Annotated in this window: 15 protein-coding genes; 7 read left to right on the top strand and 8 right to left on the bottom strand. The window is 53.8% G+C overall.

Annotation, left to right across the window (positions count from 1 at the left end; all coding sequences use genetic code 11):
* Positions 1-81: 81 nt before the first annotated feature.
* From OGY08_RS17565 to xthA, 7 genes are all read right to left on the bottom strand, one after another.
* Positions 82-1,389, bottom strand: a complete 1,308-nt coding sequence (locus OGY08_RS17565; protein WP_125362983.1) for a sulfurtransferase — start codon at positions 1,387-1,389, stop codon at positions 82-84.
* A gap of 88 nt (positions 1,390-1,477) precedes the next feature.
* Positions 1,478-2,110 (bottom strand): ATP-binding cassette domain-containing protein, encoded by a 633-nt coding sequence (locus OGY08_RS17560; RefSeq protein ID WP_020996449.1) that lies wholly within the window; start codon positions 2,108-2,110, stop codon positions 1,478-1,480.
* Positions 2,110-3,645, bottom strand: coding sequence for an ABC transporter permease family protein (locus OGY08_RS17555; RefSeq protein ID WP_125362984.1), 1,536 nt, complete (start codon positions 3,643-3,645; stop codon positions 2,110-2,112). The genes OGY08_RS17560 and OGY08_RS17555 overlap by 1 nt, the downstream gene beginning before the upstream one ends.
* The gene (locus OGY08_RS17550) at positions 3,618-4,787 is read right to left on the bottom strand and encodes an ABC transporter substrate-binding protein (RefSeq protein ID WP_125362985.1); all 1,170 of its coding nucleotides are present in this window, start codon (positions 4,785-4,787) and stop codon (positions 3,618-3,620) included. Before OGY08_RS17550 ends, OGY08_RS17555 begins: the two co-directional genes overlap by 28 nt.
* 32 nt (positions 4,788-4,819) lie before the next feature.
* Positions 4,820-5,530, bottom strand: a complete 711-nt coding sequence (locus OGY08_RS17545; protein WP_103014593.1) for a TVP38/TMEM64 family protein — start codon at positions 5,528-5,530, stop codon at positions 4,820-4,822.
* Positions 5,527-6,183 carry a TVP38/TMEM64 family protein gene (locus tag OGY08_RS17540; RefSeq protein ID WP_185757617.1) on the bottom strand — a complete coding sequence of 219 codons (657 nt, stop codon included), beginning with the start codon at positions 6,181-6,183 and terminating at the stop codon, positions 5,527-5,529. Before OGY08_RS17540 ends, OGY08_RS17545 begins: the two co-directional genes overlap by 4 nt.
* A 223-nt stretch (positions 6,184-6,406) precedes the next feature.
* Positions 6,407-7,213 (bottom strand): exodeoxyribonuclease III, encoded by an 807-nt coding sequence (gene xthA, locus OGY08_RS17535; RefSeq protein WP_003030642.1) that lies wholly within the window; start codon positions 7,211-7,213, stop codon positions 6,407-6,409.
* A gap of 444 nt (positions 7,214-7,657) precedes the next feature.
* On the opposite strand from xthA, the gene astC reads away from it, so the two are divergent.
* The 7 genes from astC (at position 7,658) to ves (ending at position 15,446) form a co-directional block, all read left to right on the top strand.
* Positions 7,658-8,878 carry a succinylornithine/acetylornithine transaminase gene (astC, locus tag OGY08_RS17530; RefSeq protein ID WP_048235516.1) on the top strand — a complete coding sequence of 407 codons (1,221 nt, stop codon included), beginning with the start codon at positions 7,658-7,660 and terminating at the stop codon, positions 8,876-8,878.
* Positions 8,875-9,909 (top strand): arginine N-succinyltransferase, encoded by a 1,035-nt coding sequence (gene astA, locus OGY08_RS17525; RefSeq protein WP_060682309.1) that lies wholly within the window; start codon positions 8,875-8,877, stop codon positions 9,907-9,909. The genes astC and astA overlap by 4 nt, the downstream gene beginning before the upstream one ends.
* Positions 9,906-11,384, top strand: a complete 1,479-nt coding sequence (gene astD, locus OGY08_RS17520) for a succinylglutamate-semialdehyde dehydrogenase (protein ID WP_125362989.1) — start codon at positions 9,906-9,908, stop codon at positions 11,382-11,384. Before astA ends, astD begins: the two co-directional genes overlap by 4 nt.
* Entirely contained in the window at positions 11,381-12,724 is a 1,344-nt protein-coding gene (gene astB / locus OGY08_RS17515; protein WP_125362990.1) for an N-succinylarginine dihydrolase, read from the top strand. The genes astD and astB overlap by 4 nt, the downstream gene beginning before the upstream one ends.
* Positions 12,717-13,682 (top strand): succinylglutamate desuccinylase, encoded by a 966-nt coding sequence (gene astE, locus OGY08_RS17510; RefSeq protein WP_125362991.1) that lies wholly within the window; start codon positions 12,717-12,719, stop codon positions 13,680-13,682. The genes astB and astE overlap by 8 nt, the downstream gene beginning before the upstream one ends.
* Positions 13,683-14,031: 349 nt before the next feature.
* Complete coding sequence (spy, locus tag OGY08_RS17505) at positions 14,032-14,517, top strand: ATP-independent periplasmic protein-refolding chaperone Spy (protein ID WP_003832537.1); 486 nt, start codon at positions 14,032-14,034, stop codon at positions 14,515-14,517.
* A gap of 353 nt (positions 14,518-14,870) precedes the next feature.
* The gene (ves, locus tag OGY08_RS17500; protein WP_103285095.1) at positions 14,871-15,446 is read left to right on the top strand and encodes an environmental stress-induced protein Ves; all 576 of its coding nucleotides are present in this window, start codon (positions 14,871-14,873) and stop codon (positions 15,444-15,446) included.
* Here the strand turns inward: ves and cho are convergent.
* On the bottom strand, positions 15,406-16,293 hold the full coding sequence (cho, locus tag OGY08_RS17495) for an excinuclease Cho (RefSeq protein WP_125362992.1): 888 nt from the start codon (positions 16,291-16,293) through the stop codon (positions 15,406-15,408). The genes ves and cho overlap by 41 nt on opposite strands.
* Positions 16,294-16,401 lie beyond the last annotated feature (108 nt).

The following is a 16,401-nucleotide window of genomic DNA, read 5'->3' as shown; positions in this document are numbered from 1 at the left end:
CGCTTCGCTTATCCGGCCTACAACGATGATATATCCAGGCTGGGTCAAGCGTTCTCGCCGCATCCGGCAATAATGCCAGTCTTACTTGCTGGCGTCCGGACCCCGTTCACCGCTGGCGACCGGGTTTTTCGGATTGCTGCTCCACTCGTACCAGCCACCATCGTAAACAGAGACGTTTTTCCAGCCCATCGCGCGGGCATACATAAACGTTTCTGAAGCACGCCAGCCGGTACCGCAATAGAAAGAGACCTGTTGATTCGGCAGGATATTCCATTGCTTCCACATGGCGGCGATGTCATCCGCGCTGCGCATGGTGCCATCCGGGTTATGGAAATCTTCCATGTGGGTGGAGTCGCTGCCCGCGTGGCCCCAACGCGCGCCTGCGATCTCACCTTTTGGCTTAATGTAGCTGTAGCCGCTGGTAGTACCGACAAATTCTGGCCAGGAACGAATGCTCACCAAAGACGCATCCTGGCGATGCAGCAGACCGCGAGCCTGTTCCGTATCGAGCATCAGCTGCGGCTGGGCAGGGATTTTTACGCCGAAATCAGGTTCTGGTTTCACCGTTGGCGGAGTGCCGCGTTCGACCGGTAAACCTGAGTCGGACCAGGTTTGCCAACCGCCGTCGAGCAGACGAACGTCTTTCACGCCTGCGTACAACATAATTTGTGCCACGCGTGCGGCGGCATAGACATCGCGGCCGTATAAAATTACCGTGGTGTCGTGGCGGATACCGTGTTTCGCCAGCATCGCTTTAAGCTGCTCATCGGAAACTTTATTCCACAGCGGTTCGCTTTCAACTTCATTGGTATCAATGTAGCCCGCGCCGGGGATGTGGCTGAGCAGATACAACTTCGGCGCGCCCCAGGCGGCTTCAATCACTTTCCAGTCACCCGCCGGTTTGGCAGTCACGTCTTTACCCTGCTGAAGATTGTGCAGCCACTGTGGGTAGACCAACTGTTCGAAGTGCGGCAGACGTTGCAGACGCGCAGGATCTGTCAGCGCATCGCTGAGGGTTGAAATCTGGTTAAAGCCAACTTTTTGCAGACGGGATTTAACGGCCTGCATGTCGTTATCACTGCCATACAGCGCCACCGGAGCGTCGGTCTTAAGTTGATGTGACTTAACCCAGGCGCTGAGTTGTTCATCATTCATCTTGTCGAGCCAGGCGGCAGACAGGTTCAGTGCGGAAAGTTCGTGTCCTGAAGGACCATTGAGCGATTGTGGCCAGCCGTTGTAAAAAGCGCTCTGACGGGTATCGATCGCCGCGCCTTGCTTTTGCTGTAACTGGTTGAGGGTGAGCGTCTGTGCTGTTTCAGCAGCCCAGGAAGAAGCGCAAGCGAGCCCTAAAGCCAGTGCCAGCGCGGTCATTTGAGAAACACGTTTCATCGAATAGCCCGACGTTGAAAAAAAGAAGACGACATTCTGTGCCGCCAGTTACGTAAAAACCTTGCGTTAACGCAGCATATCGCCACATTCACGCCCAGTTTTCCATCTGAAATACGCGGCCTGCAGGCGGTACGTCCTGCGCGTCATGTGTCACCTGTACCACCGGGATCCCCAATTTACACACCTCGGTGAAGACCCATTGGCGAAAGTTATCGCGTAGCGACGCATCCAGCCTGCTAAAGGGTTCATCAAGTAACAGCGCCTGGGGCTGCGCCAGCAGCGCGCGGAGCAGGGCGACCCGCGAACGCTGCCCACCGGAGAGCGAAGCCGGATCGCGCGAATAAAAACCTGCCAGGTCCGCGCGTGCGAGGGCGCTTTCTACCTCATGACGCCTGGCAGGACCTTGCAGTCTGGCGGGTAAGGCTAGCAGTAAATTCTGCCCAACGCTGAAATGGTCAAACAGCAGCGCATCCTGGAACAAAATGCCAATCTGGCGCTGCGTGGTAGGTAACGTATCGATGCGTCGTTCATTAAGCCAAAGTTCGCCTGAGGACTGGAACTGGGGAGATAACGCCCCGATCATCCATGAAAACAGCGAAGATTTCCCGCTGCCGGAAGGTCCCATAATTGTGACAATGTCACTTTTGTTAACCTGAAAATTAACGTCTTTCACCAGCGCTTTCGCGCCCTGGTACAACGAAACGCCTCGTATGGTAAGCATTAGCGGAGTCCTTGTCGAAAGCGGCCGATCCACGCGGCGAGAAAGGCTGCAAGTGCGAAAACGAGCAGTGGTAAAAGCAGCTGCCACAACGCTTGTGTTGCCAGAATCGCACTGCTACCGCCGCTGCTTAATGCCACCGCTTCGGTGGTTAACGTGGGATAGCGTCCGGCACCTAGCCACAGCGTTGGCATATACTGGGCGATACTAACCGAGAAGCCAACCGCGAAGGCAATCAATGCCGGGCGCGCCAGCTGCGGGCATTTCACCAGCCAGAATATCCGCCACCGCGTCCAGCCCAGGGTTTGCGCAATCAAAATTAATCGTGGGTCAATGCGCTGCCACGCCGGTTTAAGCACAAATAGCATCCAGGGCATCACCCACAGCAGGTGGCCCCAGATAATGGTCGTCATCAGTCCATCTTGTTCGGCATATAACGCCAGCAGATATTGTCCGGTTACCAGCGGTAGCGCAGGCAAAATGAGCGGTAGCCAGACCCAGCGGTGTCCGGTTTGTGGACCCCATTCCAGCCAGGCAAAAAGTATCAGAAGCGCCAGCACGCTGGAAAGGAGCCCCAGTTGCAGGCTATTGCTGAGCGCCTCGTTGTTTAGCGAGGAATAGCTGGCGATAAGCGCCAGTACCAGCGCGCATACCACACCGCTGACGGGCAAAATCTGTACCAGCGGGCGTACGATTGTCATAGATGAAAAATGCTGGCGTTCACCGTTTACTGCCGGAATAGTATGTCGCCAGGCACGCCAGAGCAGATAACCCACCAGCGCGATAACAAGGAGCAACAGCACCAGCAACAGACTGGCAAGTGCGCCTTTCGCCTGCTGTTCGACGTCGCCCTGACTGAGCCACTGCCAGCTCAATACGGCAAGCGTTGGCGGATTGCCGGGGCCAAGAACGATTGCCACATCAACAACGGAGAGTGACCAGGCAACAATCGCCAGCATAGCTTTACCTAATGCCGGGCCGATAGCGGGCAGAACCAGCCAGTTCAGGCATTGCAGTCGGCTGTAACCCAGCGAATCCAATACGATAACCTGCTGAGAAAGTTGTTTTTCACTCAGCAGGGCCGAGAGAATCCATAACAAAAAAGCGCTCTCTTTCACCGCCAGCGTTACGCCAAGTCCAATGCCGTAGCGGTCCGGCTGTGGGCTGAGGAGCGGGAGCCATTGCCAAAGTATGCCGCCTTCAGCAAAAACCAACAGCACGCTCGTGGCGAAGGCAACGTGCGGAATTGCCAGCAGCCACGGAAGACGCGTATACAGACGTACCCAGCCTGCGCCGGGCCACAAGGCGAGGATTGCCAGCAGCGCGATAATCAGCGCGCTCCCAGCCGCGAGGCCGACGGAAACCAGCGTTGCCAGTAACGCCTGCGGGAGTTGAGGATCGGCAAAGAGCGCCAGCCAGTGTGTGGTACTAAGCGCCGGTGTTATCAGAGACCATGCCGCTGGCGCCAACGGCAGATAAACTGCCGCCATGATGGCCCAGAGTAGCAGAATTAATGCGTACCGTAGCGGCGTAGCCATTCTTGTTCCAGAGCGTTTACCCAGGCTGCATGCGGTTCTGGCAACACGGCAGGGAGCCCCTGTGGGATCCGCGCCAGCAGCGCATCACGCTGTTCGTCAGGCAATTTTTGTGGATCAAGCACCGAAGGATCTCCCCAGATAGCCGGGTCAGCTTTGCGCAGTTGTGCTTCAGGAGAAAGCAGGAAGTTTGCCACGACTTTTGCTCCGGCACTGGCGTGGGCATTCGCCGGAATGGCAACAAAGTGCACGTTGCCGAGCATGCCCTGTGAGAAACCAAAACTGTAGCTGCTTTTAGGTAATTCGCCGCTCGCCATTTTTTGCTGCGCGTGGGCAGGGTTAAAGGTCAATGATAAACGCAGGGTACCGCTATTGAGCAGTGAATCCATTCGTGCTGGCGTGGGCGGAAAATCTTTGCCCTCACGCCAAAGTACAGGATGCAAGGTATCAAGATACTGCCACAATGGCGCGGTAACTTCGGCGAATGTCGCTGCATCTGGCGCAACTTTCAATGCCTGTGGTTTGGTGGTGAGCGAAATTAGCAACTGCTCAAGAAAAGCCGTTCCGGTAAAGTCTGGCGGGCGTGGATAGGTCACCGTGCCAGGGTGCGCCTGCGCAAATTCGAGAAGTGCCTGCGGAGATAACGGCGGCTGCGCGGTGAGATCGCGCCGGGCAATAAAGGTGAGTTGGGCACCGCCCCACGGTGATTCAGCCCCCTCTGTTGGAACGGAGAAATCTTCGGTCACCGGTTTTTGTGTATCAACATAGCGCCAGTTAGGCAGCGATTGTGCCCACTGGGTTTGCAGCAGCCCGGCTTCTTTTAGCGTACGGAAGTTTTCGCCGTTAACCCACAGTAAATCGACAGAGCCGCTGGTTTTTCGCCCGGATGCCGCTTCCGTCTGGATGCGTTTTACGGCATCGGCGGCGTCTGCCAGGCGCACGATTTTCAGGTTAATGTCGTAGTGCGTTTTCATCTCGACGCTAACCCAGTCGAGATACTGGTTAACTGCATTGTCGCCACCCCAGGCGTTGAACCACACCGTTTGACCACGGGCGTCATTTTTGATTTGTTGCCAGCTGGCGTCCTGGGCAAACGTCGCCAGCGGGCAGAGCAACAAACTCAGACACAATAAGCAGTAACGCATAATATCTCCATGGCTAAAAATGGGGGAAGGTCTCAGCTTTTTTTCCGTTGGCGCTCAAGATAAAGGCTTCTCGCTATCGATATCACCACGCTTAGGGCAAACAGGACAAACAGACCCGTCACAAACCAAAATGTGCCGCCGGTTAACAGGCTTCCCGCCCATGAGTAGACGATAGTGGCGGGTAACTGTCCGATGCCGGTGGCGATGAAAAAATGGCGAAAACGAATTGAGGTCAGGCCAGCCGCGTAGCTTACCGGGTCGAACGGCACAAAAGGTAACAGGCGGCAGACCAGAATAGTGTGCTTACCATAGCGCTCGAAAAAAGCGTCCATATTGTTCAGCACCGTTTTTCCGGTCAGCTTTTCCACCGCACCGCGACCTAAAATGCGGGCAATAAAAAAGCACAGCGCCGCACCTGCCATTGCGCTGCTCCAGGATAGTACGCCGCCCCAAAATGCGCCAAACAGCGAGGCATTGGCAAACGTGATCACAAACGCAGGAAGCGGTGCAACGATGGCCTGTAAGATCATCAGGAAGAACGACACCACTGCCGCCTGGGTTCCATAAGAACGAATAAAGTTCTCAAGAGCATGCTGATCGAGTGTGGTAAATGCTGCCAGGCTGCCGTGGAGAAAATCACTCACGCCAGGTATCCATGCCCATGCCATTAGCCCGAGCAGTAGCAGAGCAATCAAACCCGCCCGGTAATAGCGAGTCAGCCGCGCTTTATTCCGTTTTATCATTTACCCGTACACTCATGGTTGGCTGACGGATCGGTATGCTTATATCGGGCCCAGGCTTTGGCTGCCTGAACGAGGGTGAATAACGCCAGCCCTGCCACGCTGAGCTTACCGATGAATACCAGGGTAATGCCTTCGCTGGCGAGTTCATGCGACATCAGCGTATAGATAAAGATGCCGGGTAAGGTGGTAAGTGCCGATATTACGGTAAATGACCAGAACGGAATGGCCGTCAGCCCATAGGCGTAATTTTGAATATTATAGGGGAACAGCGGCACGAGCCGGGTCAGGATTAGAAAGTCTACTCCGCTATGGGCAATGCCTTTTTCGATAGCCTGAAACGTTGCCGTGTGCCCAACGTATTTCAGTAGTAGATCCCGTCCAAGCCATCGAGCCAGCAAAAACGACAGCGCCGAGGCCACGGTTGCTGCCACTAACGAGATAAGCGTCCCAGCCACGGGGCCAAACAGCACACCGCCGACGATCACCAGGATGCTGCCTGGGATCAGACACAGCGCAGCAACAATAAACAGCAGGATATAAAGCGTATAGCCGAACATACCGCTTTGGCGGATGACGTCTTGTAAATGATGGAAATTGGTTATCAGGTCGGTCAGACCATAATGATGGAAAACTCCCGCCAGAACGCAGAACAGGACCGCGACAATCAGCAGCCGGTATTCTGCTTTATGCGAACTTCTTTTTCATGGGGGTTCTCCTGTAAAACCGAGTGCAATGGAGCATTTTCGTCAGCGAAAAGCGCGCGCGAAGATATAATAAATTCCCGGCCGTAACAATGTATTACCGTCACTTTATTGATTTTGCACAGAATAAACAGACTCTCCAGGCCGGGCCTGGAGAGTAAAAAGACGCAGAAGGTCAGACGCGGAATTTAGCCCATACAGGCGCATGGTCGGACGGTTTTTCCATGCTGCGAATTTCATAGTCGATGCCGGTTTCTTCGCAGCGTTCCGCCAATGGGTTGCTCGCCAGCAGCAGGTCGATACGCAGGCCGCGGTTATCGTCAAAGCCTTTTGAGCGATAGTCGAACCACGAGAACTGGTCATTCTTTTCAGGATTTGCGTGACGGTAAGTATCCACCAGACCCCAGCCCAGCAGGCGTTCCATCCACTCACGCTCCTCCGGCAGGAAGGAACATTTACCGGTACGCAGCCAGCGTTTACGGTTTTCTTCGCCAATTCCGATATCGAGATCGGTTGGGCTAATATTCATATCGCCCATGATCAATACCGGATTGTCGCGTTTCAGCTCTGTCTCCAGATAGTTTTGCAGGTTCTGATAAAACGCGGCTTTGGCCGGGAATTTGGTTTCATGGTCACGGCTTTCGCCCTGCGGGAAATAGCCGTTGATCACCGTGATGCTGCCCAGAGGGGACGGAATTTCTGCCATGATGATCCGACGCTGCGCTTCTTCGTCATCGCCCGGGAAGCCACGACGTACCGCAATTGGCGTTTCTTTCGTTAACAGCGCCACGCCGTAATGACCTTTCTGGCCGTGATAAAAGACGTTGTAACCGAGCTTTGCTACCTCTTCGAGAGGGAACATATCGTCGTGGACTTTTGTCTCCTGTAAGCCAATAACATCCGGTTGATGTTTTTCGACAATGGCTGCCAGTTGATGGGGACGGGCACGCAGGCCGTTGATATTAAAAGAGACAAATTTCATAGTCGCTGCCACTTTGCAAGATGAATAGTGCAAGGATGGTAGCAGAATTTCTGCAGCCTGACTGCTTCTTGTCACCTGATTCCAACAATGATTGCTAATGGTGTTAACGATGGAGCAAAAACTGCACCGTTTTGGCGCGAAGCGCGTCGGAATGGGTCAATAATTTCCGAAAAATTTCGTATACGATCACAATTCCAGAATTATATTTGGCGACTGAATAAAACTGCGTTTTTTCCTCTGTTTAGTCGCCTGATGCGCAAACATATTCACTTTATATGCACATGTAGTGAATATCGCCACGTTGTAACTTGTTGATATTCCGTCATCGACCTCCGTTTATGCACTTTTTTCGCTGGCTGGCACGAACCCTGCAATCTACATTTACACCGCAAACACTATATTTATTAACATATAAATAACCTTTTATTTACCGTTGAGGTCGCTATGTCTCTGTCAATTACGCGTGAAAATTTTGATGAATGGATGATGCCCGTATATGCTCCGGCCCCTTTTATTCCGGTGCGGGGTGAAGGTTCACGTCTGTGGGATCAGCAGGGTAAAGAGTATATCGATTTCGCGGGAGGCATTGCGGTTAACGCGCTGGGTCACGCCCACCCGGCATTGCGCGAGGCATTAAACGACCAGGCGAGCAAATTCTGGCATACGGGAAATGGCTACACCAACGAGCCGGTACTGCGTCTGGCGAAAAAGCTGATTGACGCCACCTTCGCCGAGCGCATTTTCTTCTGTAACTCCGGTGCAGAAGCTAACGAAGCGGCACTAAAACTGGCGCGTAAATATGCCCACGATCGTTTTGGCAGCCAGAAGAGCGGGATTGTAGCGTTTAAAAATGCTTTCCATGGCCGCACGCTGTTTACCGTCAGCGCCGGAGGACAGCCTGCCTATTCACAGGATTTCGCGCCGCTGCCGCCGGATATCCGTCATGCCGTATACAACGATCTCGATTCTGCCAGCCAACTGATTGATGACACCACCTGTGCGGTTATCGTGGAGCCTGTGCAGGGTGAAGGCGGTGTGGTACCGGCAACAAAAGCCTTTTTACAGGGGCTACGTGAGTTATGCGATCGCCATAATGCGCTGCTGATTTTTGATGAAGTTCAGACCGGTGTTGGCCGTACCGGGGAGCTGTATGCCTATATGCACTACGCCGTGACGCCGGATCTGCTGACGACAGCAAAAGCGCTGGGCGGTGGTTTCCCCATCGGCGCACTGCTGGCGACAGAGCGTTGCGCCAGTGTGATGACGGTTGGTACACACGGTACAACGTACGGCGGAAACCCGCTGGCGACGGCGGTGGCAGGTAAATTGCTGGAAATTGTGAATACACCGGAAGTGCTCAACGGAGTAAAACAGCGCCACGACTGGTTTGTGGAGCGTATAAACGCCATTAACGAACGTTTTGGACTGTTTAGTGAAATTCGTGGACTCGGACTGCTGATCGGCTGCGTGCTGAACGCGGAATTTGCCGGGAAAGCGAAACTCATCTCGCAAGAAGCGGCTGTTGCCGGGGTGATGGTACTGATCGCTGGCGCTAACGTGGTGCGTTTTGCGCCAGCGCTCAACGTCAGCGAAGAAGAAGTCGCCACCGGACTGGATCGCTTTGCGCTGGCCTGCGAACGCATTAAAGCAGGAGGTTCATCATGATGGTGATTCGTCCCATTGAACGCGCGGATATCACCGCGTTGATGCAGCTTGCCAGTAAGACCGGCGGCGGGTTGACCTCGCTACCGGCGAATGAAGCTACGCTGATGGCGCGTATCGAACGTTCACTCCAAACCTGGCGCGGTGAGTTGCCAAAAAGTGAGCAGGGATATGTGTTTGTGCTTGAAGACAGTACCAGCGGAACCGTGGCCGGGATTTGCGCCATTGAGGTGGCGGTAGGGCTTAACGATCCCTGGTACAACTACCGGGTTGGTACCCTGGTCCACGCCTCGAAAGAACTGAATGTCTATAACGCGCTGCCGACGCTGTTTCTGAGTAACGATCACACGGGTAGCAGCGAGCTTTGCACTCTGTTTCTCGATCCGGACTGGCGAAAAGAAGGCAACGGCTATTTGCTGTCAAAATCGCGCTTTATGTTTATGGCGGCCTTTCGCGACCGATTTAATGAGAAAGTCGTGGCCGAAATGCGCGGCGTGATTGATGAGCACGGTTACTCGCCGTTCTGGCAAAGCCTTGGTAAACGCTTTTTCTCAATGGAGTTCAGCCGGGCGGATTTTCTCTGCGGGACAGGGCAGAAAGCCTTTATTGCTGAACTGATGCCCAAGCATCCTATTTATACCCATTTTCTGTCTGATGAAGCGCAAGGCGTGATTGGTCAGGTGCATCCGCAAACTGCCCCGGCGCGGGCGGTGCTGGAGAAAGAAGGATTTCGCTACCGCAACTATGTCGATATTTTCGACGGTGGGCCAACGCTGGAATGCGATATCGACCGGGTTCGGGCTATTCGTAAAAGCAGGCTGGTGGAAGTGGCGGAAGGTCAGCCAGCAACCGGTGATTATCCGGCCTGTCTGGTTGCCAATGAAAACTATCAAAACTTCCGCGTCATGCTGGTTCGCGCAGACCCGGATACCCAACGTCTGGTACTGACGGCGGCGCAACTGGATGCCCTGAAATGCCACGCGGGCGACCATGTACGTTTTGTACGTCTTTGTGCAGAGGAGAAAACAGCATGACACTATGGATAAACGGTGACTGGGTGACGGGTCTGGGCGAGCGTCGGGTGAAAACCAACCCGGTAAGCGGTGATGTGCTGTGGCACGGTAATGATGCAGATGCAATGCAGGTGACGCAAGCGTGCCAGGCCGCACGCGCAGCCTTTGCCGGTTGGGCTAAACAGCCTTTCAGCGCACGCCAGACTATTGTTGAAAAGTTTGCTTTATTGCTGGAAAGCAATAAAGCCGAGCTAACTCAGATTATCGCCAAGGAAACCGGAAAACCTCATTGGGAAGCCGCGACTGAACTGACGGCGATGATCAATAAAATCGCCATCTCCGTCAAAGCTTATCACGCCCGTACCGGTGAGCAGCACAGCGAACTACCGGATGGTGCGGCAACGTTGCGCCATCGCCCACACGGCGTGCTGGCGGTTTTTGGTCCGTATAACTTCCCCGGACATTTACCAAATGGTCATATTGTTCCGGCATTGCTGGCAGGCAATACGTTGATTTTCAAACCCAGCGAGTTGACGCCGTGGACCGGTGAAGCAGTAATAAAACTGTGGGAGCAGGCGGGGTTGCCGCCGGGCGTGCTGAATCTGGTGCAGGGCGGACGTGAAACGGGGCAGGCGCTGAGTGCGCTGGAAGACCTCGATGGCCTGCTGTTTACCGGCAGTGCGAATACCGGTTATCAGCTGCATAAGCAGTTATCCGGCCAGCCGGAAAAAATCCTTGCCCTGGAGATGGGGGGCAACAACCCGCTGATTATTGAGAATCCGGAGGATATTGATGCCGCGGTGCATCTGACTATTCAATCCGCATTTGTCACCGCCGGACAGCGCTGTACCTGTGCCCGCCGCCTGCTCGTAAAAAAAGGCGCGCAGGGTGATGCGTTCCTGACGCGTCTGGTGGAGGTTAGTCAGCGTTTAATGCCCGGCAACTGGGATGCACAACCGCAGCCATTTATGGGTGGACTAATTTCCGAACAGGCAGCGCAACACGTCTATGATGCCTGGCAGCGTCTGGCGTCGTTGGGTGGCCGTACGCTGTTAGCGCCACGTCTGTTAAATGCCGGAACGTCACTGTTGACCCCTGGAATCATCGAACTGACCGGGGCGGGGAACGTACCTGATGAAGAGGTTTTCGGTCCGCTGCTCGGCGTCTGGCGTTATGACAGCTTTGATGATGCGATTCGTATGGCGAACAATACCCGCTTTGGACTGTCGTGTGGGTTAGTTTCGCCCGATCGCGGCCAGTTTGAACAGCTACTGTTGGAGGCGCGGGCAGGGATCGTCAACTGGAATAAGCCGTTAACCGGCGCTGCCAGTACCGCACCGTTTGGCGGTGTAGGCGCTTCCGGGAACCATCGCGCCAGCGCGTGGTATGCCGCAGATTATTGCGCCTGGCCGATGGCAAGTCTGGAATCCCCGGCCTTAACGCTGCCAACGGCGCTTAGCCCGGGACTGGATTTTTCTCGCGAGGATAAGCTATGAAAGCCCGTGAGGTAAATTTTGATGGTTTGGTGGGGCTAACTCACCACTATGCTGGATTGTCATTTGGTAATGAGGCCTCAACCAAACATCGATTTCAGGTGTCGAACCCGCGTCTGGCGGCAAAGCAAGGTCTGCTAAAGATGAAAGCACTGGCGGATGCAGGATTTCCTCAGGCGGTGATCCCGCCCCACGAGCGGCCTTATATTCCGGTTCTGCGTCAGTTGGGTTTTAGCGGCAGTGACGAACAGGTGCTGGAGAAAGTGTCGCGTCAGGCGCCTCACTGGCTCTCCAGTGCCAGCTCCGCATCGCCTATGTGGGTAGCGAATGCGGCGACGGTTTGCCCTTCGGCAGACTCGCTGGACGGGAAAGTGCATCTAACGGTGGCGAATCTGAATAATAAGTTCCACCGTTCACTGGAAGCGCCTACTACCGAAGCATTGTTACGGGCGATTTTCCGTGATGAGAATAGCTTTGCGGTCCACGGTGCGTTACCCCAGGTTGCGCTTTTTGGCGATGAAGGGGCGGCAAACCATAACCGCCTCGGTGGCGATTACGGTGACCCCGGCGTACAGCTGTTTGTTTACGGTCGTGAAGAAGGCAATGCATCCCAACCGAAGCGCTATCCGGCAAGGCAATCCCGTGAGGCCAGCGAGGCGGTCGCGCGACTGAATCAGGTCAACCCACATCAGCGCATTTTTGCTCAGCAAAACCCGGACGTTATCGATCTTGGCGTGTTCCATAACGATGTGATTGCGGTATCGAATCGCCAGGTGCTGTTTTGTCATCAGCAGGCGTTTGTCAGACAGCAGGCATTGTTAGAGCAGTTGCGCAGTCAGGTGGCAGGTTTTACCCCGCTGGAAGTCCCGACAGCGGAAGTGTCGGTGCAGGATGCCGTGACCACTTATCTGTTTAACAGTCAGTTGCTGAGTCGTAGTGACGGTTCGATGATGCTGGTCCTGCCGCAGGAGTGTCGGGAGAATGCTGGCGTGTGGCGGTATTTGAACCGGCTTCTCGAGGAAGACAATCCGATCGATGACCTGCGGGTATTCGATCTGCGTGAAAGTATGTCCAACGGCGGTGGTCCGGCATGCTTGCGCCTGAGAGTGGTGCTCACTCCGCAGGAACAGCAGGCGGTGAATCCGGCGGTTATCATGAACGACACGCTGTTTAACACGTTGAATAACTGGGTTGACCGTTACTATCGCGATCGTCTTACCGCTGCCGACCTTGCCGACCCACAGCTGTTGCGCGAGGGGCGTGAAGCGCTGGATACGCTGACGCAATTGCTCAACCTCGGCTCAGTGTATCCTTTCCAGCAGGAGGGGATGCACCATGGATAACTTTCTGGCGATCACGCTCGCAGGCGCCACTCCAGAGAAAACGCAAGGAACCACTCATGGTTTTGACTGGCAGTGGATCGGTCACGGAATTCTGGAACTGACGCCGCTTGCACCCGTTGAACATTCACTGGTGCTGTCTGCGGGGATCCATGGCAATGAAACCGCGCCGGTAGAGATACTCGATTCATTGCTTTCCAGTCTGTTTAGCGGCGAGCTGACACTGACATGGCGGCTGCTGGTGATTCTGGGAAACCCGCAGGCGCTGGCTGCGGGAAAACGATATTGTCATAGCGACCTGAATCGTATGTTTGGCGGCCGGTGGCAGATTTTTACCGCGAGTGAAGAAACGCACCGAGCCCACGAGCTTGAGCTGTGTCTTGAAGATTTTTATTCGCGCGCAAAGGAGCCTGTGCGCTGGCATTTGGATCTGCACACCGCGATCCGCGGTTCACAGCATCTGCGCTTTGGCGTATTGCCACAACGCAACGTTGCCTGGGACGAGGATTTTCTTGAATGGCTGGGGGATGCGGGACTGGAAGCGCTGGTTTTCCATCAGACGCCTGGCGGCACGTTCACCCATTTTAGCGGGGAACATTTTGGTGCGTTGGCCTGTACGTTGGAACTGGGTAAAGCGCTGCCGTTTGGACAAAACGACCTCACCCAGTTTGCACAAACGGCAGACGCACTGGAGAAACTGCTGCGGGGTGAACGAGGGGCGACGAGAGAAATATCCCCGCTGCGTTATCGCGTGGTGTCGCAAATCACGCGTCGTAGCAATGATTTTATTCTCCACATGGATAACCAGACGCTAAACTTTACCCCCTTTAAAGAAGGCACCTTGCTGGCGCAGGACGGAGATGAACGTTTTATCGTCACCCATGATGTTGAATACGTTCTCTTTCCCAACCCTAACGTGGCCTGTGGTTTACGTGCCGGATTGATGCTCGAAAAGTTGTGATCAATATATTCGCCCTGCAGGATTATCCTTTAGGGCTTATTTTTGCGTGCTGTTTTTATTTATTACGGATTATTCCTGGTGAATTGCTTTCTTAATAAACAGGGTTCAGGTATAGTTCTTCATAATCCGTTCAAAATCATACGGTTGTAAATTTTTATTGCAACTCTGCGCAATTTATTCTTTTTTTCTTCATAATTGATGAAAGTTTGTTTTTTACACTTTCACTGTTTTACCGTTGCTCTGATTAATTGACGCTTAAGCCGGTAAAGTTAATCTCGTCAACACGACATCACATTGCATAAGAGTCGCATGAGTGTCGTAAAAATAACTGAAAGAAAGGATAGAAATTATGCGTAAACTGACTGCTCTGTTTGTTGCCTCTACTCTGGCGCTGGGTGCTGCGAACCTGGCTCATGCTGCTGACACTACAACAGCTGCACCAGCGGATGCTAAACCGATGATGCACCACAACGGCAAATTTGCCCCGCATCACGACATGATGTTTAAAGACCTGAATCTGACTGACGCTCAGAAACAGCAGATTCGCGAGATCATGAAAGGCCAGCGCGATCAGATGAAACGTCCGCCGCTGGAAGAACGCCGTGCAATGCACGATATCATCGCCAGCGATAGCTTCGATAAAGCGAAAGCCGAAGCGCAGATTGCGAAGATGGAAGAACAGCGCAAAGCCAACATGCTGGCGCATATGGAAACCCAGAACAAAATTTACAACATTCTGACCCCGGAACAGAAAAAGCAGTTTAATGCCAATTTTGAGAAGCGTCTGACAGAACGTGCAGCGCAGAAAGGTAAAATGCCGGAAGCTGCCGAGTAATCGATCAGCGTCTACACTAAATCATTCACACTGTGTCGCGCTGATTGCCGCACAGTGTGAAACAAAACTCAAGACCGCCGCTCTTGTCCACAACACGTATAACGATGTGGGCAGGATCGGCGGTTTTTTCATTTCTGCCTATTGCACCGGACGCACGACACGCTATTCTCCTGAAGCCTGCGAAAATTCTACCTGGATCAGCGCGTTATTCTTTTTTGCAAAATGCCGGGTTCATCGCTAAGGCAAATCAACTCTGCTGCCGATAACAATAATCTGCAGGGTGAACATAATAATGATGATTTATGGCTGTCTGTTTACGGCAGGCTGCCATGCTGCTCCTTTCTGGAGGGATGATGGAATACTTTGATATCCGCAAAATGCCGGTTAACCTCTGGCGAAATGGTGCGGGAGAAACGCGTGAGATTTGCTGTTTTCCGCCAGCAACACGAGATTTTCACTGGCGGGCGAGTATCGCCTCCATTGCAGCAAACGGTGAGTTTTCACTTTTCCCGGGTGTAGAGCGCGTGATTACGCTGCTGGAGGGAGGGGAGGTCACTCTGGAAGAAGCGAACATCTTTACGCATACCCTCAAACAGCACCAACCTTTTACCTTTGCCGGTGACAAGGTGGTAAAAGCAAAGCTGACGGAAGGGCAGATGTCTATGGATTTTAATATCATGACCCGACGAGATGTTTGCCAGGCAAAAGTCAGAGTTGCCGATCGCACCTTTACGACCTTTGGTTCACGCGGCGGCGTGGTGTTTGTTATCAGTGGTGCATGGCAACTGGGCGATAAACTGCTGACGGCCGACCAGGGTGCGAGCTGGCATGACGGCAAACACACATTACGACTGCTGGAGCGCGAGGGAAAATTGCTGTTCAGCGAGATTAACTGGATGCCGGGGCATTCTCCGGACACAGTTCAATAATGTCATATTGACCAGACAGAACAGGCCGGCAGAGAATTTTGTAGCCATCATGGTCAAAGCCTGCTGGCATACGCGCAAGGGTAGTCGCTTCATCCAGCGTTGAAACGGCTCCCAGCCACAGCCAGTTGTTGATGATATGGTACTGTGTCATTTCAGCGCCGGTTTCCTGCAGTGCAATAGCATTGCTCCATGGCCAGCAAATCACTCTCACTCTTTCCAGCGCCGCTAACAGACGCAAATGATGCGCTTCATGACTTTCTTTTCCGCAGCACGCTCCGGCGCAGCGTTTAAGCGCGGAGCGAAAACAGGCGCGCCCGCGACTCAGGGGTTCCAGCCCCAACAGGCCGTAGCACAGCTGTTGTTCATCCGCGAGGCTTTGCAACGCTTGTAGCGCTGTGCGACGATTGGCAAACAGGCCAAACAGATTGGGTGCATGGGAGAAATCAATATCTCGTGCGTAGACAATCTGAACAGTTCGGTCGGTAAGCTGCAAGGCGCAAAGCTGACGATTGCGCCGCAGTCGTTTATTAAACAACGGCTGTTGTTCTTTGATCAACCGCGCTTCCAGCAGCAGGGCACCAATTTCTCCCGCCGTACAAATCCAGCTAATGCGTTTGGCCTGGCGCAGCATTGCCGCTTCGTCTGCGGTACGTAGGTGTGCCAGCACGCGGCTGCGAATATTGACGCTTTTACCAATATAGAGCGGCATAGTGTCGCTTTCACTGTGAAACAGATAGACGCCTGGCGCGGTGGGAAGCGCACTCAAAAATGGACGCAGGTGCTCTGGATATTCATAGATTGCCGCTGCCTCAAATGTCAGGCGTGGGGCTGATTGACGCCGTACCACTTCTCACTCCGGATGCTGGTTATTCATCCAGTGTAGCAGTTTGAAACCGATTAAAAAAGCGGCATCAGACCAGGGGGAGGGGCCGGACAGCGGTGATCCCAGTGCTAT

This window comes from Citrobacter sp. Cpo069, from assembly GCF_030332785.1.
Classification (GTDB): Bacteria; Pseudomonadota; Gammaproteobacteria; order Enterobacterales; family Enterobacteriaceae; genus Citrobacter; species Citrobacter portucalensis.
The sequence above is the reverse complement of the archived record's forward strand: the minus strand, read 5'-3'. Positions and strand labels throughout refer to the sequence as shown.